This window comes from Achromobacter marplatensis, from assembly GCF_002209535.1.
GTDB lineage: Bacteria > Pseudomonadota > Gammaproteobacteria > Burkholderiales > Burkholderiaceae_B > Achromobacter > Achromobacter marplatensis.
In genome coordinates this window covers 1-22,632 of sequence record NZ_NJIG01000006.1, presented here as the reverse complement: position 1 = coordinate 22,632, position 22,632 = coordinate 1, and the positions used below count along the sequence as shown (strand labels likewise).

Sequence of the window (22,632 nt, the reverse complement as noted above, 5' to 3'; positions counted from 1 at the left end):
CCAGCATGACGACGTCGCTACGCATTTCCGGCCTGGTCAAGGAATACCGGGCCGGCCGGCCGGTTCTCAATGGCATCAACCTTGAAATCGCCGGTCAAGGACTGACCGCCATCATTGGCCCCTCCGGCACCGGCAAGAGCACGCTTCTGCGCTGCATCAACCGGCTGATCGAACCCACCCAGGGCGAGATCGTGCTGCAGTCCAAGGACGGTTCCGTGGATCTGGCTCGCGTGCGCGGCGCGTCGCTGCGCCGCGCGCGCCGGCGCATCGGCATGGTGTTCCAGGAATACAACCTGGTCGAACGCCTGACCGTCATGGAAAACCTGCTGACGGGGCGGCTGGGCTACACCTCCGCCCTGAAGGCCTGGATGCGCCGCTTCGAACCCGAAGACATCGAGCATGCCTACAAGCTGCTGGATACCGTCGGCCTGGCCGGCTTTGCCGACCAGCGCGCCGATGCGCTGTCGGGCGGGCAGCGCCAGCGGGTGGGCATCGCCCGCGCGCTGATGCAGCGGCCGCAGCTGCTGCTGGCGGACGAACCGACGTCGTCGCTGGATCCCAAGACCTCGGTGGAAATCATGGAGCTGCTGTCCGTTCAGGGCAGCGCCACCGGTATTCCCGTCATCGTGAACATCCACGACGTCGAACTGGCGCGTCGCTACGCCACCCGCATCGTCGGCATGTCCGGCGGGCACGTGGTGTATGACGGCGACGGCCAGGGACTGGACGCGACCATGCTCAAGACGATCTACGGAGGCGAGTCTTGGCTGGAATGACGCACCCCCGGGGCAACCGCCCCTTCGCCATGTCCGGGCGCGCCAAGGCGGGCCTGGTGTTGCTGGTGATCTACACCATCTACGCCGGCGCGCAGCTGGATTTCAGCTGGGCACGCTTTGAAACCGGCATGGGACACGCGTCGACGTTTCTTTCGCGCATGTTCCCGCCCAATTTCGAAAAACCCGCGACCTTGTGGAAGGGCATCGCGGAAAGCCTGGAAATCGCGGTGCTGGCCTCGGTGCTGGGCATCCTGTTTGCGCTGCCCGTGGGCCTTTTGGGCGCGCGCAACATGATGCCTGCCTGGGTGTCGTGGCCCGCGCGTTCGCTGGTGGCGCTGTGCCGCGCCCTGCACCCGGTCATCGTCGCCATCCTGTTCGTCAAGGCCGTGGGCTTTGGCGCACTGGCCGGCATCCTGGCGCTGACGGTGGCCTCCATCGGCTTTATCGGCAAGCTATTCACCGAGGCCATCGAAGAAATCTCGCTCAAGCAGGTGGAAGCGGTGCGCGCAAGCGGCGCCTCGTTCGCCAACGTCATCATCTTCGGCGTGCTGCCGCAGGTGTTCGCCCGCTTCATCGGCTTTGCCACCTACCAGTTCGACTCCAACCTGCGCAACTCCACCATGGTGGGGATCGTGGGTGCGGGCGGCGTGGGCGGCACACTGTTCTCGGCCTTCCAGCGCTTTGATTACGACTTCGTCAGCGCCATCCTGCTGACGCTGATCGCCATCATCATGCTGGGCGAAATCCTCGCAGGCTTCGTGCGCGCCGTGTTCCTGGACAACCTGGGCTTTGACCGCATCCTGCAAGGCCGTTTCGCGGGTGCCCGCGGCATCGGCTCGACCAAGCCGCCGGCGGCGCGCAAGGCGGAGGTGGAAGAATGAACGTCCATGCCTCCACCCTGAACCCGGCGGGTTCGCCGCGCGTGTGGCAGCGCTACAGCATGGGCCAGCGGCTGCTGCGCTTCGCGCTGTACCTGCTGGTCGTGGCCGCCATCGTCCAGGCCATCCGCGGCGTCGAAGTCATACCGGAGTTCCTGTATGACGCGCCCGAGCAGATGGCCGACCTGTTCCGCCGCATGTGGCCGATCGACTGGGCCTACTACCCGGACGGCGTGCACAACGCGCTGATCGAAACGCTGCACATCGCCACCCTGGGCACCATCCTGTCCGTCTTCATGGCGGTGCCGGTGGGCCTGCTTGCGGCCAACAACCTGACGCCCAGCAAAACCATCAACATGCTGGCCCGGCTGATCCTGGTGTCCAGCCGCTCGGTCAATTCGCTGGTCTGGGCGCTGCTGTTCATCGCCATCTTCGGGCCGGGCGCGCTCGCCGGCACGCTGGCCATCGCGTTCCGCTCGATCGGCTTCGTGGGCAAGCTGGTGGGCGAAGCCATCGAAGAAGCGCAGCGCGGCCCCATCGAGGCGGTGACCGCCACCGGCGCCAGCAAGGCATCGGTGCTGTGGTACGCCTACTGGCCGCAGATCCGCCCGGCGTTCTGGTCCATCGTGCTGCTGCGCTGGGACATCAACGTGCGCGAATCGGCCGTGCTGGGGCTGGTGGGCGCCGGCGGCATCGGCATGGCGCTGGACACCGCGTTGAACCTGTTCCAGTGGGACCGCGTCGCCCTGGTGCTGGCCGCGATCTTCGTGGTGGTCGTATTGGCCGAAATCATCATCACCCAGGCGCGCAAACGCATTCTTTAATCGCGTCCCCTTTTACGCTTGTCGGTTTCCCCTGACCAGCGCTCCTTGGCGCCGCCCTTGCAAAGGGGCGGCGTTTTTTCTTGCGTGGCATGCGCCTTCGCTTGTCCGCGACGCGCGTTCACGTCTATGCTCAATGTGAACAAAATATGAACCGTCATCAAATCCCGCCCCCCGGTTGATTAAGATCTCGGCTTTTGCCGTTGGACACCCACCGCCATGTCGGAACAGGAATTGAAACTGCACGTGCCCACGGCTTCGCGCCAGGCCGTGCTGCGAGAGATCAAGCAACGCGAGGCCACGCGCATCCGCCTGCATGCCATGTATTTCGACACGCCCGAACGCGAACTCGCGCGGGCGCGCATCGCCATCCGGCTGCGCCAGGAGGGCCGCGACTGGGTCCAGACGCTGAAGATGCCCGGCATCAACGCCATCACCCGGATTGAACTGAACCACCCGCGCCCAGGCCCCGTGCTGGACCTGTCGGTGTATGCCGGCACGGAAGTCGAAGCGGCGCTTGCCGCCATCAAGGGCGAACTTGGCCTGCGCTACGAAACCGATGTGCAGCGCCTGCTGCGCAAGGTCCGCACGCGCTTTGGCACCGTAGAGCTTGCGTACGACACCGGCATCCTGCGCGCCGGCCCATTGGAACTGCCCATCTCGGAACTGGAATTCGAACTGGTGTCGGGCCGCCCTGCCGCCATCTTTGCCTGCGCACGCGGCTGGCAGCAGCGCCACAGCCTCGTGCTGGACCCGCGCAGCAAATCCGAACGCGGTGACGCGCTGGCCCAGTTGGCGCAACGCCTGGCCGATGTGGACGCCCTCCCCGGCGACGATCAGGAAGCCCGCCGCGCCCAGGCCATCGCCCAGTTCTGGGCGCCGCGCGGCGCGGCCGCCGTGAAGCTGCGCGACGACATGACGCCGTCGCAGGCAATGGGCCGCATCGCCGCGGAATGCCTGGACCAGATCGCGCGCAACGCTGCGGTGCTGGCCGAAGTGGACACGGAAGGCGTCTATCGCGCCGGCAACTCCGAACACGTGCACCAGCTGCGCGTGGGCGTGCGCCGCCTGCGGTCGGCCTGGAAACTCTTCGACGGCTGGATCGCGCCGGTGCCTGACGCCATGCTGCAAGGCGTGCGCACGCACTTCGCCGCCTTCGGCGCCAACCGCGACCAGGACGTGCTGAACGAAACCGTGGCGCCCGCGCTGATCCGCGCCGGCATGCCCGTGATTCCGATGGAAGCCGCGCCGCCCGAACAAGACGCCCAGACCATTGCCGGCGGCAAGGCCTTCCAGGCCTGGTTGCTGGAACTGCTGGAGTGGAGCCTGGATGTGCCGCCTGCGGTGCCCGCCGGCAATGGCCAGACCATCGCCAACGGCACGCCCAGCGACGCGGCGCCCGAGCCTGCCATCCGCCTGGAAGGCGGCGTGGCCGGCCCCAGCGTCAAGCCCACCATCATCCCCATGCTGGCGCCGGAACCCGATCCGCAGCGCCTGCACAAGCAATTGGCGCGCCGCCTGCATCGCTGGCACAGCAAGGTGGCCGACCAGGGCACGCAGTTCGCCACGCTGGACATCCCCACGCGACACGAGCTGCGCAAGCGCGGCAAGCGACTGCGCTACAGCCTGGCGTTTGCGGAATCGCTGTTGCCCTCGGGCAAGCTGCGCGGCTACCGCAAGCTGCTGTCCAAGGTGCAGGACGTGCTGGGCGAAATCAACGACCTGGCCGTCGCCAAGGAATACTACGAGTCATGTACGGCCACGCACCCGCAAGCCTGGTTCGCGCTGGGCTGGATCAGCGCACGCCTGGACGAGCTGGCCGTCGAAGCGCAGAAAGCCTTCGATAACCTGGCGCGCAGCAAGCCGTTCTGGAAGTAAAACGCCGCATGTCGCGCCATGGCCCGGGCGGCCATGGCGGGCGCGCGCGTTTACCGCAACGGTAAGTCAATCGTTGAATACGTTTTCACTTCGACACGCATCTAGCACCGCGTTTCAAAAAAAGCGGCGCGCACAGCAACGGGTCAGCTGGCTGTCAAAAGAACGACATCCGACGCGCCAATACTGGATCGCTGTCGTCCGGCCAGCATGCGCCGGGCGCTCTCGTGGCCCGCAGCATCCGCCCGACATTCGTCCTGTGTGACGGCAACGGCCCCTGCGGGCCGTCAGCCCATCCACACCTGACCGAACCATGGAACCCACTTCCCACTTGCTCGCCCATGCAAGACGAGGCCTCGCGGCCTTTTGCGCACTGTCGCTCGTGTTTTCGCTGTCCGCCTGCGGCGGCGACGACAACGATTCGGACGAACCGGCTCCTCCCCCGCCTACGACGCCCACCACGCCGCCCGCCGCGTGCGCGTCGCACTGCGCCCCATGAGCCCGTTCCCCTCCGACCCTCAACGACAGAGAAGCCAATGACGTTCGACGCCTCAAAGAGAAAGTTCTTCAAAACCACACTGGGAACCACGGCCGCCGTAAGCGCCTTATCGATGTTCCCGCCCAGCATCCGCCGCGCCCTGGCCATTGAAGCCAGCAGCCCGACCGGCACCATCCAGGACGTCAAGCACGTCGTGATGCTGATGCTGGAAAACCGTTCCTTCGACGGCTACTTCGGCACCTTCCCCGGCGTGCGCGGCTTCGGCGACCGCTTCCCCATTCCGCTGGCCAACGGCAAGTCCGTGTTCCATCAGACGCGCAGCGACGGCACCGAAGAGCTGCCCTATCACCTGGACACCACGCTGGGCAACGCCCAACGCGCCGGCAGCACGCCGCACTCGTGGCCCAATTGCCAGGCGGCCTGGGATCATGGCCGCATGAACAAGTGGCCCAGCGCCAAGCAGCCGTTGTCGATGGGCTATTACGAGAACGCGGAAGTCCCGTTCCACCGCGCGCTGGCTGACGCCTTCACGCTGTGCGACAACTACCACTGTGCGATGCACGCGGGCACCATCCCCAACCGCCTGTTCTTCTGGACCGGCACCAACGGCCCGTCCGGCGACAACGTATCGGTGGTGATGAACGAAATGAACGACGGCGCCGACGTGGGCCCGTCCACCGAAGGCTGGACGTGGACCACCTACGCCGACCGCCTGCAAAAGGCCGGCGTCAGCTGGAAGGTCTACCAGAACATCCCGGACAACTTCGGCTGCAACGAGATGATGAGCTTCCGGCACTGGCGCGCCGAGATCGAAAAGATGCCGGCTGACCGGCAAGTGACCAACCAGGGCGGCCCCGCCTACAACCCCGCCATCGACGACCAGTACAGCCCGCTGGCCAAGGGCTTCGGCAACACCATGCCCGACGGCGGCTTCCTGCAGAGCCTGCGCGACGACGTCATGAACGGCACGCTGCCCGAGGTGTCGTGGATCATCCCGCCGGCCGCATACAGCGAACACCCCGGCCCTTCCAGCCCCGCCAAGGGCGCGTGGTACATCCAGGCCGCGCTGGACGCCTTGACGCAATCACCCGAGGTCTGGAGCAAGACCGTGTTCCTCGTCACCTACGACGAGAACGACGGCTTCTTCGACCACATGCCCACGCCGTCCGCGCCGTCACGCAACGACGACGGCAGCTTGGTGGGCAAGTCCACGCTGACGGACGCCGAGATGGCATTCGAGTACTTCACGTACCCGCCCGCCACGCCCAAGCAACTGACGGCCGACGGCAAGCCGTTCGGTCCCGGCATGCGCGTGCCGATGTGGGTGATTTCGCCGTGGAGCCGCGGCGGCTGGGTCAATTCGCAAGTGTTCGACCACACCTCGGCGCTGCGCTTTCTGGAGCAGCGCTTCGGCGTCGTCGAACCCAACATCAGCGCGTTCCGCCGCGCCGTTTGCGGCGACCTCACCTCAACCCTGAATTTCGTGTCACCCAACAGCGCGGCGCTGCCGACCTTGCCGGGCCGCACGACCAAGACGGACGCCGACGGGCTGACGACCTGGCAGGAAGCGCAGCCCGCCATCGCCGTCCCCACGCAACAGACGCTGGCCAAGCAGGCGCCCGGCACGCGCCCATCGCGCGCCCTGCCCTACGAACTGCATACGAGCGCACGCGAAGACGCGCGCGAGAACCGCGTGACGCTGCTGTTCGCCAACGCCAGCAGCAGCCAGGCGGCGGCCGTCTTCCATGTGTACGACAAGCTGCACCTGGATCGCATTCCCCGCCGCTATGTGGTCGAGGCGGGCAAATCGCTGGACGATGCCTGGGACGTCGCGGGCGACAGCGGCAAGTACGACCTGTGGGTGCTGGGGCCGAACGGTTACCACCGCGCCTTCGCGGGCGACCTGATGCAGACGGGCGGCGCGCAGCCCGAGATCCAGGTTTGCTACGTGCCTTGCGACGACCCGCAGGTGCAGGTCAAGCTGCACAACAACGGCAGCCAGGCTTGCACGTTCAACGTGCGCGCGATGGCGTACCGCAGCGACGGCCCCTGGACCGCCACCGTGCAACCGGGCCAGACCGGCGAACTGAGCTGGCCGGTCGGCGACAGCGGCCAGTGGTACGACTTTGCGGTGGCCTGCGACGGCTACGGCGCATTCCAGCGCCGCTTTGCCGGGCGCATGGAAACGGGCAAAGACGGCGTCAGCGACCCGGCGATGGGCCAAGTCGCCTGAGGCTTGATTCAGCGCCAATAGAAACGGGGCGGCGCTTGCGCGCCGCCCCGTTTCTCTGTTCCTTCTGCGGGTGGCTCAGTCCGCCAGCAAGGCCGCGGCGAACTCGTCCGCCACGAACGGCTGCAAGTCTTCCAGGCTTTCGCCCACGCCGATCCAGTAGACCGGAATCGGGCGTACGCCCTGGCTGCCCGCCGCGACCGCTGCCAAGGTGCCGCCCTTGGCGGTGCCGTCCAGCTTGGTCACGACCAGGCCCGTCAGCGTGATGGCCGCGTCGAACGCGCGGATCTGCGCCAGCGCGTTCTGCCCGGTGTTGCCGTCCACCACCAGCAGCACTTCATGCGGTGCGGTGGCGTCCGCCTTGCCGATGACGCGGCGGATCTTCTTCAGTTCTTCCATCAGGTGCAGTTGCGTGGGCAAGCGGCCGGCGGTATCCACCATGACCACGCCCATGCCGCGCGCGCGGCCCGCGTTGACCGAGTCGAACGCCACGGCGGCGGGGTCGCCGCCATCCTGCGCGATCACGCTGACGTTGTTGCGGCTGCCCCATTCCACGAGCTGTTCGCGCGCCGCGGCGCGGAACGTGTCGCCCGCGGCCAGCAGGACGCTGGCGCCCTGGCGTTGGAACGTGTGGGCCAGCTTGCCGATGGACGTCGTCTTGCCCGCGCCGTTCACGCCGGCGATCATCACCACCAGCGGCTTGGCGCGAGTCAGGTCAAACGCGCGCTCCAGCGGACGCAGGTGATCGGCCAGCAACTGGCGCAGCGCCGTCTTCACCTTGGCCGGGTCTTCGATGCGTTCCTTCTTGACGCGCGCACGCAGCGCGGTCAGCAGCTTCTCGGTGGCCTCCAGGCCGGCATCGGCCATAATGAGCGCCGATTCGAGTTCCTCAAACAGGTTTTCGTCGACCTTGACGCCGATGAAGATGCCGCCAATGCTCTGGCCGGTGCGCGACAAGCCCTGCTTCAAGCGCGACAGCCACGACGCCTTCTTGGGCGCCTCGGCGGCAACAGGTTCAGCGGCGGGAGGCGGCGCAGGCACAGGGGCCGGCGCCGGGGCGATTGCCGCGACAGGCGGCGCTGGAGCCGGCGCTGGAGCCGGCATGGGCGCCGGTGCGGGTGCAGGCGCTGCGGCCGGAACCACGGCGACCGGCGGCGGGCTGATCGGCGCCTGGACGGGGGCCTGGACCGGAGCCTCGGCTCGCGCATACGGCGCTACAGTCGGCGTAGGCGTCGCAGCCGGCGGCGCGGCAGGCGCGGTCGGTGCGGGAGTCGGCTCGAAAGCAGGACGGGAAACCGGCGCAGGCGCCGGTGCAACGACCTCGGGAGTCGGAGCAGGCGCGGCGGGCGGCGGCGGAATCACCGGCGCGGCAGCGGGCTGCGCAGGCGCCACGACGGCGTCTACGACCTCTGGCGGCGGCGCGGGCTGGGCCGGCGCGGCGGGCGGAGGGGTTTTTTTCTTGAAGAAGCGGCTAAACATGGGTAACAAGTATATTCGTATCGTCGGTGGCCAATACAGGCGCACCCCCATCGCCGTGCCCGACGTGGAGACGCTGCGCCCCACGCCCGACCGGGTGCGCGAGACGCTGTTCAACTGGCTGAATCACCTGTGGGCCGGCGAATTCGCCGACAAGCAGGTACTGGATCTGTTCGCCGGCAGCGGCGCCCTGGGATTCGAGGCGGCCTCGCGCGGCGTGGCGCATGTGCAGATGGTCGAGCGGGACAAGACCGCGGCGTCCGCGCTGCGGACACTGCGCGACAAGCTCAAAGCCGACATGATACGCATCCATGTGGGCGATGCGATGCAGGTCGCCGAACGGATGGATGCGTCCCGATTTGACCTCATCCTGTTGGATCCGCCCTTCGGACAGGGCTGGCTGCCGCGCCTGTGGCCGATCCTGCCGGGCATTCTGGCCGAGCATGGGCTAGTCTATGTCGAGGCGGAAACCCCCATCGAAGCCCCCGAAGGATTCCAGATCTTGCGGCAGGACAAGGCAGGCGCGGTCCACTACCATCTGCTCGAATTTGCTGCATTGCGGAAATAGATCAATAATCCGAGCTTCGGAGGATGGTGTACACCACTAATAACGGTACGGAGCTCGCATGATCATCGCTGTATATCCCGGCACTTTCGACCCGCTGACCCGGGGCCACGAAGACCTGGTCCGCCGCGCGGCCACGCTTTTCGACAAAGTGGTGGTGGGCATCGCCCTTAGCCGCAACAAGAAGCCTTTCTTCAGCATCGACGAACGTGTGGAGATCGCCCGTGAAGTCCTGGGCCATTATCCCAACGTCGAAGTGCAGAGCTTCGGCGGCCTGCTGAAGGATTTCGTCCGCGACCAAGGCGGGCGAGTCATCGTCCGCGGCCTGCGCGCCGTGTCCGACTTCGAATACGAATTCCAGATGGCCGGCATGAACCGCCATCTGCTGCCCGACGTGGAAACGCTGTTCATGACGCCGTCGGATCAATACCAGTTCATTTCGGGCACGATCGTGCGCGAAATCGCCCAACTGGGCGGCGACGTCAGCAAGTTCGTGTTCCCGTCCGTGGAACGCTGGTTGCAGGAAAAGGCCAAAGAACGCCGCGAACAGTCCTGGCCGGGCTGATCCGCCACGCCCCGCACCATCCCGGAAGGGCGCGATTTCGCGCCCTTCTTGCGCTTTTCTGCCCGGCAGTACAATGTGGGTCGCCCCCGGCTTTCCTCCGCTGCCCATCATGGCCCTCTTGATCACCGAAGAATGCATCAATTGCGACGTTTGCGAGCCCCAGTGCCCGAACGACGCGATTTCCATGGGCGAGGACTATTACGTCATCGATCCCGACAAATGCACGGAGTGCGTCGGCCATCACGACGAACCCCAGTGCAAGGTGGTGTGCCCGGTGGAGTGCATTGAACTGCACCCGCAATGGAACGAAGGCCAGGAACAGCTCATGGCCAAGTACCGCCGCCTGACCGGTGCCGCATGAGCGACACGACGCAGTCCGGCATCAACCTTCCCTCCCCGTCCCCCGCCCCCCATCACGCCCGCCGCGACATCTCCGCGTCCGCGGTCGCCGCCGGCCTGGTCGCCGTGCTGGTCAGCTTCGGCGGCACCGCCGTCCTGATGGTGCAAGCCGGCCATGCAGCCGGCCTGGACGCGGCGCGCATCGGCTCCTGGATCGGCTCGCTGAGCCTGGCGTTCGGCTTCGGCGGCGCCTTCTACAGCCTGCGCACCGGCCTGCCCATCGTGATGGCCTGGTCCACGCCCGGCGCTGCGCTGCTCGTCACCGCACTGGTCGGGGTCCCGTTCAATGAGGCGATCGGCGCCTACGTGCTGGCCGCCGGCCTGACGTTGATCTGCGGGCTGTTCGGCTGGATCGACCCTATCCTGCGCCGGATTCCCGGTGAAATCGCCGCCGCCATGCTGGCCGGCGTACTGCTCAACTTCGGCATGGGCATCTTCAGCAACGTCGGCAAGCAGCCGGCGCTGGTGCTGGCGATGTGCGCCACCTACCTTGCCTGTCGGCGCTGGGCGCCGCGCTATGCGGTGCTGGTGGTGATGGTGGTCGCCATCGCGCTGGCGTTCGGGCTGGATCTGATCCGGCTGGATCTGCTGGACTGGCACCTGACGGAATTCGTCTGGACCACGCCCGCTTTCAGCGCCCAGGCCGCGGTCAGCCTGGGCATCCCGCTGTTCGTCGTGGCCATGGCGTCGCAGAACCTGCCCGGCCTGGCGATCCTGCAAGCCGCCGGCTATCTCCCCCCTGCCTCCCGCATTGTGGCCGCCACGGGCCTGCTTGGCCTGCTGGCCGCCCCCTTCGGCGCGCACAGCGTGACGATGGGCGCCATCAGCGCCGCCATCTGCACCGGCCCCGAAGCCCACCCGGATCCCGCCAAGCGCTATATCGCGGCGGCCACCTATGGGCTGGGGTATGTCGGATTGAGCGTCGTGGCGGGCGCGGTGGCGGTCTTCTTCCAGGCCTTGCCCGCGGCACTGCTGGCCGCGCTGGCCGGCCTGGCGCTGCTGGGCACGATCGTGGGCGGCATGGCGGCGGCCATGGCCAATCCGCAACGGCGCGAAGCCGCGCTCATCACCTTGCTGGCGACGGCATCGGGTTTCAGTTTCTGGGGAATCGGATCGGCCTTCTGGGGCCTGGCGGCAGGCCTGCTGGCACATACCGCTTTCGAATACAAGCGCGCCAAGGCAGGCGCCTGAGAGCGCGCCGCCGGATCCCTCCGGCAGCTTTCCTGAACCAGTTCAGGCGGGCCAGACGGCCACGGGCGTATCCGGGTGCACCTTCATGATGCGGCAAGGCACCTGCACGAAGTTCGAGATCCAGGCCGCGGCCAGTTCGCCTTCGTCGACCACGTCGATGGTCTGTTCGCCCACCTTCATGCTGTAGCGCACGCTGTCGTCGTCTTCGATGACGTCCAGCGGGATGTCCATGCGCAGCATGCCCGGCGCCTTCAGCACCAGATAACCCAAACGCAATTCCACCGACACATCGGCCAGCCGCGGGCACAGTTCGCGGTTCAGCCACTGGCCGGAATCATTGGCGATCAACCATTGCCGGTGGTAGGCGGCCGCGGCGGGCTGCGGCGTCACGCCGCATTCCGCGATGGGCTGGAAGTCCGAAGTGCTCATTTTCCCAGCAATCCCTTCAAGGCCTTGTCCACGGCCGCGCCGTTCTTGCCCTTGCCCGTCACCGCTTCACGCAGCTTGTTTTCCAGGCTGCGCTTGAGGATGTTGCCGATGGCGTCCTTCCACATCACCGTGTAGGACGGCTTGTCGAAAGGCCCCTTCACGTGCACCGGGATCGTCACGTCCTTCAGGTCGATCAGTTCCTTGCCTTCGGGGTCGGCCGCCGGGTTGACGACACGCACACGCGCCACCAGGTTCAGCTCGTCCTTCACGAAGTCGATGCTGGCCGGATCGCCTTGGGTCACGCGCAGCAACGCCGATACGACGTTCAGGCGCTTCACGGCAGCCACACCCTTGGTGAAGGCCAGGTCGGCATCCATCTCGGAGAACTCCGTCTGCTTGCTGGTGTCGGCGGGCACGGTCTCGTCTTGCGATTCCGGCTTGAACGCCGCCTTGAGCTCACGCAGCGTCTGCGTCAGGTTGATCCCCTTGACCGCACCGTCACGCAGGCGCAATTGCAAGGTACCGCCCAGGCCGCTCTTCATGGCGTAGACATTGGCGCCCGCAGTCTTCAGGTCCAGCGCCAAGCTGCCCGCGCCGGTCAGCACGTTCTGCTTTGCCAAGTCCATCAGCAACGGTTCGATCGAAATTCCGGCCAACGACATCTTGGTGGCCAACTGGTTGCCCTGCGCGGCATCAACCGACAGCGCACCCGCCAGCTTGCCGCCGTACAGGCCGGCTGTCAGGCTGGAGATCTCGAGCTTGCCCTTGTCCAGCTTGACGGCGGCGGCTACGTCATCGGCCTTCAGGCCGCGCACGACCAACTTGCCGACCTTCAGGGTGCCGTTGACGCTGGGGCCGATCAACGCGGACAGGTTGATCGAATCATCCGCCGGTGCAGCAGGCGCAGCCGGCTTGGACTCGTCTTTCTTGCCATCGGCAGGCGGCTTGGCCGGCGCTGCCGCAACAGGCGGCACCAGCTTGTCCAGATCCAGCGTATCCACCGCCAGCGCAAAATTCACCAGCGGCGCATCGGACAGCTTGGTGATGTCGGCGCTGAGGTCGAACTTGCCGCCTTCCAGCACGGCGTTGATCTTGCTGGTGGCCTGGTCTTTCAGCAGGTCCACGTTCAAGCTGCCAATGACGGGAATCTGAAGATTGCCCTTGGGCAGGCCCGGGTCGGTGATGTTCACGTCGCCGCGCAGGCCGGACAGGCCGCCACTGCGCTGCAGCAGGTTCAAGGTCAGCGGCGAAGCGAAATTCAGCTTGACCACGCGCTCGCCATTCTTGGACGTGCTATCCACCTTGGCTTCCTTGATGTCCAGCTCGGCGGCGTTGCCGCTGATGCCGTTCAGGCCGAAGCTGGCGTCCAGGCCGCTGATGCGCACGCGGCCGGTCAGCGCTTCGCCGGTGGCTGACGCGGGCGAAATGTTCAGCGCGGGCGCGTCCACGGCCAATTCAAACGGACCGTCCGGGGAATTGCCCTTGGCGCGCACGGCCAGCTTTTCGATCTGCAGCTGGCTCTTGTGCGGATCGATCGCCAGCTTGGGCATGGCCACGCTGGCTTCCACATTGGTGGCGCGCGCGGCCGGGTCGGTGATGTCGCCCTGGAAAACCACTTCCAGGCCCGCCACGTCCAGCGCCGACTTCTGGCCGTTGAAGGCCAGGTTGCCGCGCATGGCCAGGCTCTTGGCTTCCGCGCCGGGCAGCTTGCCGTCCATGCGCAGATCCAGCTTCTGGGCCGCATAGCGCTTGGCCGAGGGGTCCAGCGTCAGCAGGGCCTGGCCGGTCAGGTTGGCGTCGACACGGGGGTTGCCGCCTTCGACGCGCGCCGTCAGGCGCACATCGAAAGGCTGGTTGAAGGTGACGCGGCCGGTGTTGGCGTTGATCTTCGTCACGGCCACTGCCATGCCCGAAATCGCGTCCTGCAACTGCACTTCGCCGTCCTTCAAGTCCAGGCCGGCGATGTCGATCTGCATGTTGTTGCGTGACGGCGGCAACGTCCCGCTGGTGATGGCCTGCGCCGCGGTCTGGGCGGCTCCCACCAGCGCTTCGGCCGGATTGGAAGGCGCGGAGGTGATCGCGGGCGTGCCGCCCACGAGGTTGCTGAAGTTGAACTGGCCTTCCTTGTCGCGCACCACGCGCGCCTTGAAGCCGCTGATGGCCACGTGGTCCACCACGAAGCTGTTGGACAGCAGCGGCCACACCGCAACCGCCAGGCGGGTGCTTTCGATAGAGGCGAAGGTGTCCGGGCTATTGGGCTCGGACAGCGAGACGCCCTGGACCGACAGGCCGATGCGCGGGAAGAGCGAAAGCTCGATCTCGCCGTCGATCGTGAGGGTGCGGTGATAGCGTTCCTGCACAAGCTCTTCCAGCTTGTACTTGTACGCGTTGGGATCGAATGTCAGCAAGAAGATGGCCAGGCCAACGACGGCCACGACAACCAACACCACCAGGCCTATCAAAATGCGCTTGAACCACGTTTTCATTGCCGCCCCGTCGGTACCTCGACTGGAAATCCTTGAATGCCGCCCACCGCGCCCAAGCGCGGGGATGGTGCTGTAGCGGTGGAAAACCACGCGCCAATTGGAGCTTTATGCCTTTTAGGGCGAGTCCTCGCTCCTGCCGGAAGCCTGTGGCTACGGCGCCAGGAAAGAGGGTCTACCAAGGAAGGCCTGCTGAAGACGCCGGCATGACCAGCGTGCAGATTCCGCTATCGTAACAAATCAGACCGGCTTCGCGATGCCCGATCGGGCCTCAATGCCAAAACCCGGGCCATTCACCCCCGCCGCAGACCGTTGGCGGGGTCATGAAGCTGACGGTTTTCTGTCAGGCGGATTGTAGGACTAGAATGATTGATCTATCAATCGTTGATGCATCCAACAATGCCCGCCCCCACCCCCAGCACCCCGCATTCGCCCGGACAGGTGCTTCCTTTCCGCCAAACCTTGCTGGCCATGCTGGGCATGTGCTTCGTCATGATGATGGTCGCCATCGACCAGACCGTGGTGGGCACCGCGCTGCCGACCATTGTGGCCGAACTCAAGGGATTCGAACTGTATGCATGGGTTGCGACGTCTTACCTGCTGACCTCGGTGATCACGGTGCCGATCTTCGGCAGGCTGGGCGACTACTACGGCCGCAAACCCTTCGTGGTGGCGGCGATCATCCTGTTCACCCTGGCCTCGGTCCTGTGCGGCGCGGCCAACAGCATGTTCACGCTGGTGCTGGCGCGGGCGTTGCAGGGCATCGGCGGCGGCATGCTGGTGGGCACGGCCTTCGCCTCCATCCCCGATCTGTTCCCCGACCCCCACGTGCGCCTGCGCTGGCAGGTGATGCTCAGCTCCGCCTTCGGCATCGCCAATGCGGTGGGTCCGACGCTGGGCGGCGCGCTAACCGAGCACTACGGCTGGCGCTCGGTGTTCTACGTGAACCTGCCCATCGGCATCCTGGGCCTGTGGTTCGTGGCGCGCTACCTGCCGCACCTGCGCAACCATACGTCCGGCAAGGTGCGGCTGGACTGGCAGGGCGCGGTGCTGATTGCACTGGCGCTGGGCAGCCTGCAATTGCTGGTCGAGCTGCTGCCCAAGGAAGGCATCAGCACGGCGATCGTGCTGCTGGGCGTGGGCAGCATCGCCGCCTTTGCGCTGCTGTACTGGTGGGAAAAGCGTTGCCCGCACCCGCTCTTGCCGCTAGACATGTTCCGCAACCGCGGCCTGGCCACGCTCTTCACGCTGGCGCTGCTGGTGGGCGTGACGATGTATTCGCTGCTGTTCTACGCGCCCTTGCTGCTGCAAGGCGGCTTTGGCCTGTCGCCCCAGGACGCCGGCCTGCTGATCACGCCCATGGTCGTCTTCATCACCGTGGGCAGCATCATCAACGGCCGCGTCATCACGCGCATCCGCAACCCCAACCGGATGCTCTACGCCGGCTTCCTGCTGATGGCCTTGTCCTGTTTGGGTATTGTTACCACCCACAGCTATACGTCACATGGGCTGATCGCCGCCTACATGCTGATGGCCGGCCTGGGCATGGGTTTCATCATGCCCAACCTGACCGTCTTTGCGCAGCAGACCGCCGGGCGCACGCACCTGGGCATCGCCACGGCGCTGCTGCAGTCCCTGCGCATGATCGGCGGCATGCTCGGCACCGCGGTCGTCGGCACCATGGTGAGCCACAGCTACTTCAGCGGCGTCGAATCCACCTTGCGCGGCGCCTCGGCGCAATGGCTGCCCGAGCTGAACGACCCGCAGATGCTGGTCAATCCGGCGGCGCAAACGCAGTTCCTGGCACAATTGGCGCATCAAGGCCAGGACGGGACGTCGTTGATCGAGATCGCGCGGGTCGCGCTGGTAGGCGCCATCCACGAAGGGCAGCTCATCGCCCTGGCCGTCGCCATCTTCGCGCTGTGGTGCGTGCGGCGCGTGCCCCTGGTGCAATTGGCCCGGCCTCCGAAAGCGGAGCCCGCAAGCGTCGGAGAGTAGCTTTTGCCCAAACAACAACAAGGCCTGCAAGTCATCCAACACATGGGGCAGACGTACCGTGTGATGCAAAGCGCGTTCAGCAGCAAAGTCGGCCACGCCCTGCCCCGCTGGCGCATCCTGCTGGCGCTGCACGAGTGCGGACAGTGTTCGCAAAAACATCTGGCCGAACGCTGCCGCCTGGACCCCGCCTCATTGACCCGCCAACTGCAGGCCATGCAGAAACTGGGATGGATTTCGCGCGCGGTCGATGCGCAAGACAATCGGCTGACCAACGCCACCCTCACGCCGGCCGGGCAGGCCGTGGTGAACGAAGCCCTGCCCAAGCGCGCGGCCTTCTTCGACGAATCGCTAAAGGGCTTGTCGGCCGCCGATGTCGAGACCTTGAACCGGGTGTTGAGCGTGCTGGAAGAGAACTTCGTGCGTGCGGCGGGCGGCAAGCCCGCTGCCGCGGCATAACGGCCGGCGCCTGGCTATTCTTGCGGATTCCTGCGCTGGCCAATTTCGAGTACGCCAGCTACGCCTTGATCCGCGTGGCGGGGCATGTGCAGGGGGCGCGATCTCTTTTCGACGCGCCACTCATGCGACGCCCTACTCAGACTGCAACGCTCGTGTACGGTAGAGCATATACAACGCCACCGGAGCGCCGACCAGGCCGATGACGGCGTTCAGATGAAGTACGTGCCGGCTCCACGGCAGATGCACGACCAGGTCGGCGGCCAAGCCCAGCGCCGCTCCGGTCAGGCCTGCCGCAGGAAGCAAAACGCGATGGTCCGCCGTACGGGTGAGCGCGCGAGCAACCTGGGCAGCAACCAAGCCGAGAAACGCCACGGGCCCGCAGAATGCCGACACCAGGCCGCAGAGCCACGCGGCGCCCAGAAGCGCGCTGCGCTTTACCGCCGCAACCCGAACGCCCATGGATTGCGCGTACCGTTCCCCCAACAATAGACCGTTCATTGGCTTTATCAGCAAGGCGCAGCCCGCCATGCCCGCCAACAGCCCAGGAATCAGAATTTCAAGCTGCTGGCGCGTCGCCCCGGCGAAGCTGGCGTCATCCCACACCTTGAAAGCGCGAGCCTGGGTTTCGTCGATGAAGTGCATCAATACACTGATCAATCCAACCGCAAGATAACCCAGCATCAGGCCCACAATCAGCAACGTCACAAGCCCGATATGCCGTGACAGCTTGGCCAGCAACATCAGGACAAGCGTCGAGCCCGCGATGGACGCTGCCGCCATGCCGACATCTCCGACAAGGCCGAATTTCAACAAGAGAGCATTACCGGCCACACCAGCGATCGTCACCAGGACGGCGCTCCCCAATCTGGCGCCGTGCACAATGCCCAGGACAAACGGATCCGCCAACGGGTTGCGAAACAGGGTCTGCAGCATGAGTCCTGCGACACCCAGCGCGGCACCGGACACAAGCGCGTTCAGGGCGCGCGGCATTCGAAACCCGAGCACGATGTCGCGCCAAGCCGGGTTCTCAAGCGTCGCACCTGAAAACAACGATTGCAACACTGCCTTAAGCGGAATCGCCACGCTTCCCAGCGCCAGCTCCGCGATGAACAGAAGCACAATTGCGGCGGCAAGCGCCAGGAACACTGGCCACGAGCAAGCGCGCAACCCCGGGCCGGATCGGGGCGTCGCGTGCAGGGTGCGGACAGTTACGGTCATGGAAGCCTCCGCAAGAATTCATACTGGCTGTCGGCCATACCCAGCCTTTCGGGATGCAGGACACTGATGGCTTCGGCGAGCTGCACATGCGGCTTGGTCATGCTCTGATCCTGATAAGGGTTGGCCCATGCGCCGACATAGCCGCGATCCCACGCGTAGACCTCACGCGTGGCGGCGGGTCGAAACCGGCCATGCAACGGGTTGGCGCGGATCCAGGTACTGATCTGAGGCTGACCGCCCAGCGTGCCGAGCCAGACATCGGCACGGGCGCCCTCCGCGTAGATTTTTTCAAAGGGCACATAGATCAGGCTGCTTGGCCGGGAGTCATCCAGCACATACTCGCCGCCCGCATCACGGATCAGTTGTGCACGCTGATTGGCCGAACCGAACGTCTCGAACATGTCGCGGCCCGCGCCAAAGCCGGACATGACTGCCGGGCGCGTGGACACGCCAGCTACCAAGTGGGCTAATCGCTCGTACTCCGCTTCGATGCGCTTATGATGCGCATCCGCGCGCGCTTCGCGATTGCCGAGCATTGCCAGGAACTTCATCCATTCTGCGCGGCCCAGCGGATGCGTCTCGTGGTGATCGGCTTGAGCAATGGCGCGTACGCCCAGTTCCCATAGGCGCGGGTGCATGTTGCTTGCAGGGTACGCAGAGTAGAAACTCAGGTAGACGTCGGGCTTGGCCGCCATGACCTGCTCGATACTGCCGTGGCCGTAGCCCCACATGTCGTGCACCAGCCCGGCTTGAATACGCTGACGAACGGCCGGCACCGTAGCGTTGCGAGTATTTTCCGCCCCGACCAGGACATCCACCATGTCCAGCTCATCAAGGGCGCCCAGGATGGCGGCGGTCCCTGTCACGAGTCGTTGTATGGGGACCTGGATGACGGGCACATTCGGGGCGTGCGCCGGCGTCGGCGTTCCGCATTGGACCAACAGGTATTCAAGCACCTCTCCAGTAGCGACGCTTGGCGTGAAGCGCACGCGCTTGTAGTGAAGACCGTATTGCACCTGCAGTTGCGTCGAATGGTGGAACGCGGTCTTATCGGGAAAATAGTCAACGCCGGGCCGGTAATCGGCAACGCAGGCAGCCTGCAGGTTCTGTGCAGGGCCAGCCGGGCCCACGACCCGAGCGGGCAGCGCGCTTCGTGGCGGCGCGGACACCTGCATGCAAGCTGAAAGCGATACGACGAGGAAAGCGCCCAGGAGTCGGGTTTTCATGGCGGCGGGCTGGCCGGAGACCGCTCATCGCCGGCCGTACGTATCGCTACTGCCAGCTCCGCCAGCGTGTCGTAACGAGTAGTGCCGTCGTGCGGAGACGACAGCGCGTAGCCGTCTGGCAGCACACTCAATGTTTGCCTGGCGTCTTCACCGATGTAGTAGCCCAGACGTTGTAAGGCCCGTTCCGCCCATACTCGCCGCGAGCCGCTGCCAACAACGCGAATCGGGACGGCGCCGCCGCGGCCCACGCGCAGTTCCCCGCGCTCCAGATCGAATGCCAAGCCGTCGCCCGTAAAGGCAGCCGATAGCGCACCATTCAAAGCCAGGTCTTCCGGGGCGCCGGCGTGCAGTTGCCGTTGGGGGTCGATCAACCAGAGCGCGTCGGCGTAACGCAGCGCCAGCTCCAGATCGTGGGTAGAAAGAACGATCGTCAAGCGCTGTTGGCGGGCCAGGTCTTGCAGCAACTGCATGAGTTCAATGCGTCGCGGAAGATCCAGAAAAGCCGTGGCTTCGTCCAAGACCAGCAGGCTGGGCTGCTGCGCCAACGCGCGCGCGATCATTACCCTTTGCCGTTCGCCGTCAGACATGCGCGATACCAGCTTGCCCGACAGGGACGCGGCGCCAGCCTGGTGCAGAGCAGCTTGCACAATCTCGTGGTCGGCGTCGCGCAGCCGGCCGCCCCAGCCGATGTGGGGATACCGTCCCAGGCATGCCAATTCGAAGCCCGTCATCAGCATCGTATCCACTCGGTCGGTGAGCACGACCGCCAGCCTACGCGCACGTTCAAGACTGGATAGCCCTGCCAACGACTGGCCGTCCAGCAGGATATCGCCTGCCAGCGTGGGCTGCATGCCGCACAGTGTGCGGATCAGCGTGGACTTGCCGGCGCCGTTAGCGCCGATCAGGCACAAGAAATATCCCGACGGCACGTGGAGCTGGTAAGGCCCCAGCAACGGCCGCCCTCCGTAGCCGGCCACCAAGTTCCTGGCAACCAAGCTCATCAGATCCGGATCCCCAACGAAACCATGACCGTGCGTGGCGCACCGGCAAAGGTCGGGACGTAAGCCCCCCCGGATTCGTAATAGCGTTTGTTTGTCAGGTTCTGCAGGGTCAGTTGGACTTTGTAGCGCTCGGCCGGCCCAAAACGATAGATCGCGTTGGCGTCCCATCGGGTGTAGGCCGGCAAGTCGAATGTATTCGCCGTGTTTGCCTGCCGCGCACCGACGTAGGTGGCGCCCAGGCCGACGCGCAGCCCCCGAGCCCAGCCGGTAAGATCGTAGGTGGTCCACAGACTCGCCGAGCGCCGCGGTGCGTTGGCGACCCGGTTGCCCACCAGGGTGGCGTCGCTGTCTTCGGTGACTTCAGCGGTCAGATGGGTGTAGGAGGCAAGCAGGCGCCACTGGGGCGTGATCGTGTACGGGATGTCGAGCTCCCAGCCGCGGCTACGTTGTTCGCCGACCTGAATCACGTAATTGAAATCATCCGGGTCGCTCACCACCCCATTGGTACGGCGGATGTCGAATAGCGCGATCGTGGGTTCCAGGCGTCCCTCCAATAGGTTGAACTTGGCGCCCACCTCGAATTGTTCGCCGCGCGAAGGCTCGGGCAGACCTCCGCTTCGCAGCATGCCGCCGCCCGGCTCTGTCAGGAAGGATTTTGACCAGCTGCCATAGACGGACACTTGCTCGGCGGGCGTCCACGTCAATCCGATGCGTGGAGAATAAGCGTCATCCGTGCGCGTCAAAGGACCGTCCGCCACGAGATACTCCGCGCGGCCCTTGGTGCGCGCGCGGTCATAGCGCAGCCCCATCAGGAGGCGCCACTGCGTGCCCAACTCCAATTCATCCTGAGCGTAAATGCCGAAGTTGTGGCTCGTGTAGCGCGAAGAGTCGTAATGCCGCATAGCGCCGGTTTGGACGCCGTGCACCGGATTACGCAAACTGATGGGAAGGTTGACGGGAAACCCGAAGTCGTTCAGGTAGGCGTCCGCCGTAAAGTCCCAGTCTTCGTAGTTGTAGTCCGTACCCACCAAGACTCGGTGCCCGATGCCTCCCGTGGTGAAGCGTCGCGACGCTTCCGCCAATGCGGACATGTCTTTCTGTTCGTCGATGCTGCGCTGTTTACGCCGATTGACGATCGGATCCGCAGAATCCCCGCCGTTCACCGGCGGAAAGCCATAGGCATACCAAAGCGCATCGGACCGTGCCCGCGAACCCTGCAGGCCGGCGCGCATGTCCCAACCGTTCTCCAGCTTATGGTCCAACACCAGGCTGGCCAGCGCACTGTCGTTCTCTAAACTGGCGTCCCGTTCGCCGTAGTTGTAGTGGATAGGCACTTGCAGGAACAGCGGGCTATTGCCGAAGCCGCGGTCGAAAGCCGCTTTCTTCTTTCCGAATTCGAATTCAGCGGTGACGCTGGTACGGCTAGAGGGTGTCCACTGAAACACGGGCGAAATGAACTGCGTGTCGTTGTCGGCGAAATCGCGGAAGCCATGGTTGCTCTGCACCGAGCCCGTCAGGCGATAACCGAGCTGGTCGCCCAGCGGCCCCGTGCTGTCGGCCGTGATGCGATAGAAGTCATAGCGGCCCGCGGTCACCTCGATATCGGTCTGGGCTTTGTCCAGCGGCTTCTTGGTGACAATATTCACCACGCCGCCAGGTTCGAAACGGCCGTAGAGCGCCGACGCGGGCCCCTTCAATACCTCGATCTGCTGAATATTCACCAATTCGTCGACCGGTGCGAAAACACTGCGGCGAAAGCCATTCTTCAGGTTGCTTGTCGTGGCGAAGCCGCGCAGGCGAAAGCGATCATTGCTGCCGCCCCAGCCGACTTGGCTCGTCACCCCCGGCACGGTACTGATCGCGCCGCCCAGCGTGGTGACGCCGCGGTCTTCGATCAACTCGCTCGTGACCGTCTGGATGGAGAAAGGCGTCTCCTTCACCAGCGTGTCACTCTTGTTGGCGGTAGGTGCGACAAACGCACGGTACGGGCGCTCACGCGTGCCGATCACCGTGATTGTTTCAAGGTTCTGAGCCGCTTCTTCCGTTGCTTCGGCCGCGAAACCGGGAACGGGCGCAAAGATCAGTGGCAGGACGGCAAGGCAGGACAGCGGCCGGCGTTCGCTCGCAGCCGCCAAGCCAGGTAGATAGGGGCGCATGAACCTCTCCAAGGGATGCACCGGTTTACGCGGCAATCCCCCTGGATCCCTACCCCGGCACATCGAGCGGCCGATTCGCTCCCCCACAGGAGGCCGGCCGCTCTATTATTAGTTGAATGTTATAACATACTAATAGTGCGAGATTTGCAGCCCAAAAAAATGAGGCCACCCATGGGCGGCCTCTTTGCGACAATATCAGCGCTGACGAACCTAGCCACTCAACGGCTTTTGTTCACATCCCTGACGCCGACGTGTCGTGTGGTCATCGATCAGACGTTGATCGGTCGGCAAAGGGCCGTGAACGCTAGGTTTCGCGGGGAAATCGGGCCACGGGCTTTGCGGGAATCGCTGGAAGTACCCCCAGTTGTACCCCCAAAGGGGGTATCGGGA

Annotated in this window: 18 protein-coding genes; 11 read left to right on the top strand and 7 right to left on the bottom strand. The window is 65.2% G+C overall.

Annotated features, from left to right (window positions below; genetic code table 11):
• Positions 1 to 5 precede the first annotated feature (5 nt).
• From phnC to CEY09_RS15330, 5 genes are all read left to right on the top strand, one after another.
• Entirely contained in the window at positions 6 to 776 is a 771-nt protein-coding gene (phnC, locus tag CEY09_RS15350; protein WP_006227608.1) for a phosphonate ABC transporter ATP-binding protein, read from the top strand.
• On the top strand, positions 773 to 1,657 hold the full coding sequence (gene phnE / locus CEY09_RS15345; protein WP_006227607.1) for a phosphonate ABC transporter, permease protein PhnE: 885 nt from the start codon (positions 773 to 775) through the stop codon (positions 1,655 to 1,657). The genes phnC and phnE (CEY09_RS15345) overlap by 4 nt, the downstream gene beginning before the upstream one ends.
• Entirely contained in the window at positions 1,654 to 2,478 is an 825-nt protein-coding gene (gene phnE / locus CEY09_RS15340; protein ID WP_006227606.1) for a phosphonate ABC transporter, permease protein PhnE, read from the top strand. Before phnE (CEY09_RS15345) ends, phnE (CEY09_RS15340) begins: the two co-directional genes overlap by 4 nt.
• Before the next feature lie 216 nt (positions 2,479 to 2,694).
• A complete protein-coding gene (locus tag CEY09_RS15335) occupies positions 2,695 to 4,353 on the top strand; it encodes a CYTH and CHAD domain-containing protein (RefSeq protein WP_088589302.1) in 1,659 nt (552 codons plus the stop codon).
• A 533-nt stretch (positions 4,354 to 4,886) separates the two neighbouring features.
• On the top strand, positions 4,887 to 7,082 hold the full coding sequence (locus CEY09_RS15330; protein WP_088589301.1) for a phosphocholine-specific phospholipase C: 2,196 nt from the start codon (positions 4,887 to 4,889) through the stop codon (positions 7,080 to 7,082).
• Between the two features lie 75 nt (positions 7,083 to 7,157).
• On the opposite strand, the gene ftsY is transcribed toward CEY09_RS15330, so the two are convergent.
• Positions 7,158 to 8,183 carry a signal recognition particle-docking protein FtsY gene (ftsY, locus tag CEY09_RS15325; RefSeq protein WP_337360717.1) on the bottom strand — a complete coding sequence of 342 codons (1,026 nt, stop codon included), beginning with the start codon at positions 8,181 to 8,183 and terminating at the stop codon, positions 7,158 to 7,160.
• Between the two features lie 373 nt (positions 8,184 to 8,556).
• On the opposite strand from ftsY, the gene rsmD reads away from it, so the two are divergent.
• The 4 genes from rsmD to CEY09_RS15305 all read left to right on the top strand — a co-directional run bounded on the left by rsmD (position 8,557) and on the right by CEY09_RS15305 (position 11,275).
• On the top strand, positions 8,557 to 9,123 hold the full coding sequence (gene rsmD / locus CEY09_RS15320) for a 16S rRNA (guanine(966)-N(2))-methyltransferase RsmD (protein ID WP_006227602.1): 567 nt from the start codon (positions 8,557 to 8,559) through the stop codon (positions 9,121 to 9,123).
• Between the two features lie 58 nt (positions 9,124 to 9,181).
• Entirely contained in the window at positions 9,182 to 9,685 is a 504-nt protein-coding gene (gene coaD, locus CEY09_RS15315) for a pantetheine-phosphate adenylyltransferase (RefSeq protein WP_006227601.1), read from the top strand.
• Between the two features lie 109 nt (positions 9,686 to 9,794).
• A complete protein-coding gene (locus tag CEY09_RS15310; protein WP_006227600.1) occupies positions 9,795 to 10,046 on the top strand; it encodes a YfhL family 4Fe-4S dicluster ferredoxin in 252 nt (83 codons plus the stop codon).
• Positions 10,043 to 11,275: a benzoate/H(+) symporter BenE family transporter gene (locus tag CEY09_RS15305; RefSeq protein ID WP_088589300.1), complete on the top strand. Its 1,233-nt coding sequence runs from the start codon at positions 10,043 to 10,045 to the stop codon at positions 11,273 to 11,275. Before CEY09_RS15310 ends, CEY09_RS15305 begins: the two co-directional genes overlap by 4 nt.
• Before the next feature lie 42 nt (positions 11,276 to 11,317).
• Here the strand turns inward: CEY09_RS15305 and CEY09_RS15300 are convergent, their stop codons facing one another.
• Together CEY09_RS15300 and CEY09_RS15295 are read right to left on the bottom strand one after the other, a co-directional pair.
• A complete protein-coding gene (locus CEY09_RS15300; protein ID WP_088589299.1) occupies positions 11,318 to 11,704 on the bottom strand; it encodes an MOSC N-terminal beta barrel domain-containing protein in 387 nt (128 codons plus the stop codon).
• Positions 11,701 to 14,190 (bottom strand): AsmA family protein, encoded by a 2,490-nt coding sequence (locus tag CEY09_RS15295; protein ID WP_088589298.1) that lies wholly within the window; start codon positions 14,188 to 14,190, stop codon positions 11,701 to 11,703. The genes CEY09_RS15300 and CEY09_RS15295 overlap by 4 nt, the downstream gene beginning before the upstream one ends.
• Positions 14,191 to 14,586: 396 nt before the next feature.
• On the opposite strand from CEY09_RS15295, the gene CEY09_RS15290 reads away from it, so the two are divergent.
• Both CEY09_RS15290 and CEY09_RS15285 read left to right on the top strand, forming a co-directional pair.
• A complete protein-coding gene (locus tag CEY09_RS15290; protein ID WP_088589297.1) occupies positions 14,587 to 16,185 on the top strand; it encodes an MDR family MFS transporter in 1,599 nt (532 codons plus the stop codon).
• Between the two features lie 3 nt (positions 16,186 to 16,188).
• On the top strand, positions 16,189 to 16,641 hold the full coding sequence (locus CEY09_RS15285; protein ID WP_088589296.1) for a MarR family winged helix-turn-helix transcriptional regulator: 453 nt from the start codon (positions 16,189 to 16,191) through the stop codon (positions 16,639 to 16,641).
• A 132-nt stretch (positions 16,642 to 16,773) separates the two neighbouring features.
• Here the strand turns inward: CEY09_RS15285 and CEY09_RS15280 are convergent, their stop codons facing one another.
• The 4 genes from CEY09_RS15280 to CEY09_RS15265 are packed head-to-tail and all read right to left on the bottom strand — an operon-like array spanning position 16,774 to position 22,242.
• Positions 16,774 to 17,859, bottom strand: coding sequence for a FecCD family ABC transporter permease (locus CEY09_RS15280; RefSeq protein WP_088589295.1), 1,086 nt, complete (start codon positions 17,857 to 17,859; stop codon positions 16,774 to 16,776).
• Entirely contained in the window at positions 17,856 to 19,085 is a 1,230-nt protein-coding gene (locus CEY09_RS15275; RefSeq protein WP_088589294.1) for an ABC transporter substrate-binding protein, read from the bottom strand. The genes CEY09_RS15280 and CEY09_RS15275 overlap by 4 nt, the downstream gene beginning before the upstream one ends.
• Positions 19,082 to 20,086 (bottom strand): ABC transporter ATP-binding protein, encoded by a 1,005-nt coding sequence (locus tag CEY09_RS15270; protein WP_088589293.1) that lies wholly within the window; start codon positions 20,084 to 20,086, stop codon positions 19,082 to 19,084. The genes CEY09_RS15275 and CEY09_RS15270 overlap by 4 nt, the downstream gene beginning before the upstream one ends.
• Positions 20,086 to 22,242 carry a TonB-dependent siderophore receptor gene (locus CEY09_RS15265; protein ID WP_088589292.1) on the bottom strand — a complete coding sequence of 719 codons (2,157 nt, stop codon included), beginning with the start codon at positions 22,240 to 22,242 and terminating at the stop codon, positions 20,086 to 20,088. The genes CEY09_RS15270 and CEY09_RS15265 overlap by 1 nt, the downstream gene beginning before the upstream one ends.
• Between the last annotated feature and the right edge of the window lie 390 nt (positions 22,243 to 22,632).

Excerpts from the sequence above, each read along its gene's own strand:
- phnC (WP_006227608.1), top strand. The coding sequence starts at position 6 with ATGACGACGTCGCTACGCATTTCCGGCCTGGTCAAGGAATACCGGGCC.
- phnE (WP_006227607.1), top strand. The coding sequence starts at position 773 with ATGACGCACCCCCGGGGCAACCGCCCCTTCGCCATGTCCGGGCGCGCC.
- phnE (WP_006227606.1), top strand. The coding sequence starts at position 1,654 with ATGAACGTCCATGCCTCCACCCTGAACCCGGCGGGTTCGCCGCGCGTG.
- CEY09_RS15335 (WP_088589302.1), top strand. The coding sequence starts at position 2,695 with ATGTCGGAACAGGAATTGAAACTGCACGTGCCCACGGCTTCGCGCCAG.
- CEY09_RS15330 (WP_088589301.1), top strand. The coding sequence starts at position 4,887 with ATGACGTTCGACGCCTCAAAGAGAAAGTTCTTCAAAACCACACTGGGA.
- ftsY (WP_337360717.1), bottom strand. The coding sequence starts at position 8,183 with ATGCCGGCTCCAGCGCCGGCTCCAGCGCCGCCTGTCGCGGCAATCGCC.
- rsmD (WP_006227602.1), top strand. The coding sequence starts at position 8,557 with ATGGGTAACAAGTATATTCGTATCGTCGGTGGCCAATACAGGCGCACC.
- coaD (WP_006227601.1), top strand. The coding sequence starts at position 9,182 with ATGATCATCGCTGTATATCCCGGCACTTTCGACCCGCTGACCCGGGGC.
- CEY09_RS15310 (WP_006227600.1), top strand. The coding sequence starts at position 9,795 with ATGGCCCTCTTGATCACCGAAGAATGCATCAATTGCGACGTTTGCGAG.
- CEY09_RS15305 (WP_088589300.1), top strand. The coding sequence starts at position 10,043 with ATGAGCGACACGACGCAGTCCGGCATCAACCTTCCCTCCCCGTCCCCC.
- CEY09_RS15300 (WP_088589299.1), bottom strand. The coding sequence starts at position 11,704 with ATGAGCACTTCGGACTTCCAGCCCATCGCGGAATGCGGCGTGACGCCG.
- CEY09_RS15295 (WP_088589298.1), bottom strand. The coding sequence starts at position 14,190 with ATGAAAACGTGGTTCAAGCGCATTTTGATAGGCCTGGTGGTGTTGGTT.
- CEY09_RS15290 (WP_088589297.1), top strand. The coding sequence starts at position 14,587 with ATGCCCGCCCCCACCCCCAGCACCCCGCATTCGCCCGGACAGGTGCTT.
- CEY09_RS15280 (WP_088589295.1), bottom strand. The coding sequence starts at position 17,859 with ATGACCGTAACTGTCCGCACCCTGCACGCGACGCCCCGATCCGGCCCG.
- CEY09_RS15275 (WP_088589294.1), bottom strand. The coding sequence starts at position 19,085 with ATGAAAACCCGACTCCTGGGCGCTTTCCTCGTCGTATCGCTTTCAGCT.
- CEY09_RS15270 (WP_088589293.1), bottom strand. The coding sequence starts at position 20,086 with ATGAGCTTGGTTGCCAGGAACTTGGTGGCCGGCTACGGAGGGCGGCCG.
- CEY09_RS15265 (WP_088589292.1), bottom strand. The coding sequence starts at position 22,242 with ATGCGCCCCTATCTACCTGGCTTGGCGGCTGCGAGCGAACGCCGGCCG.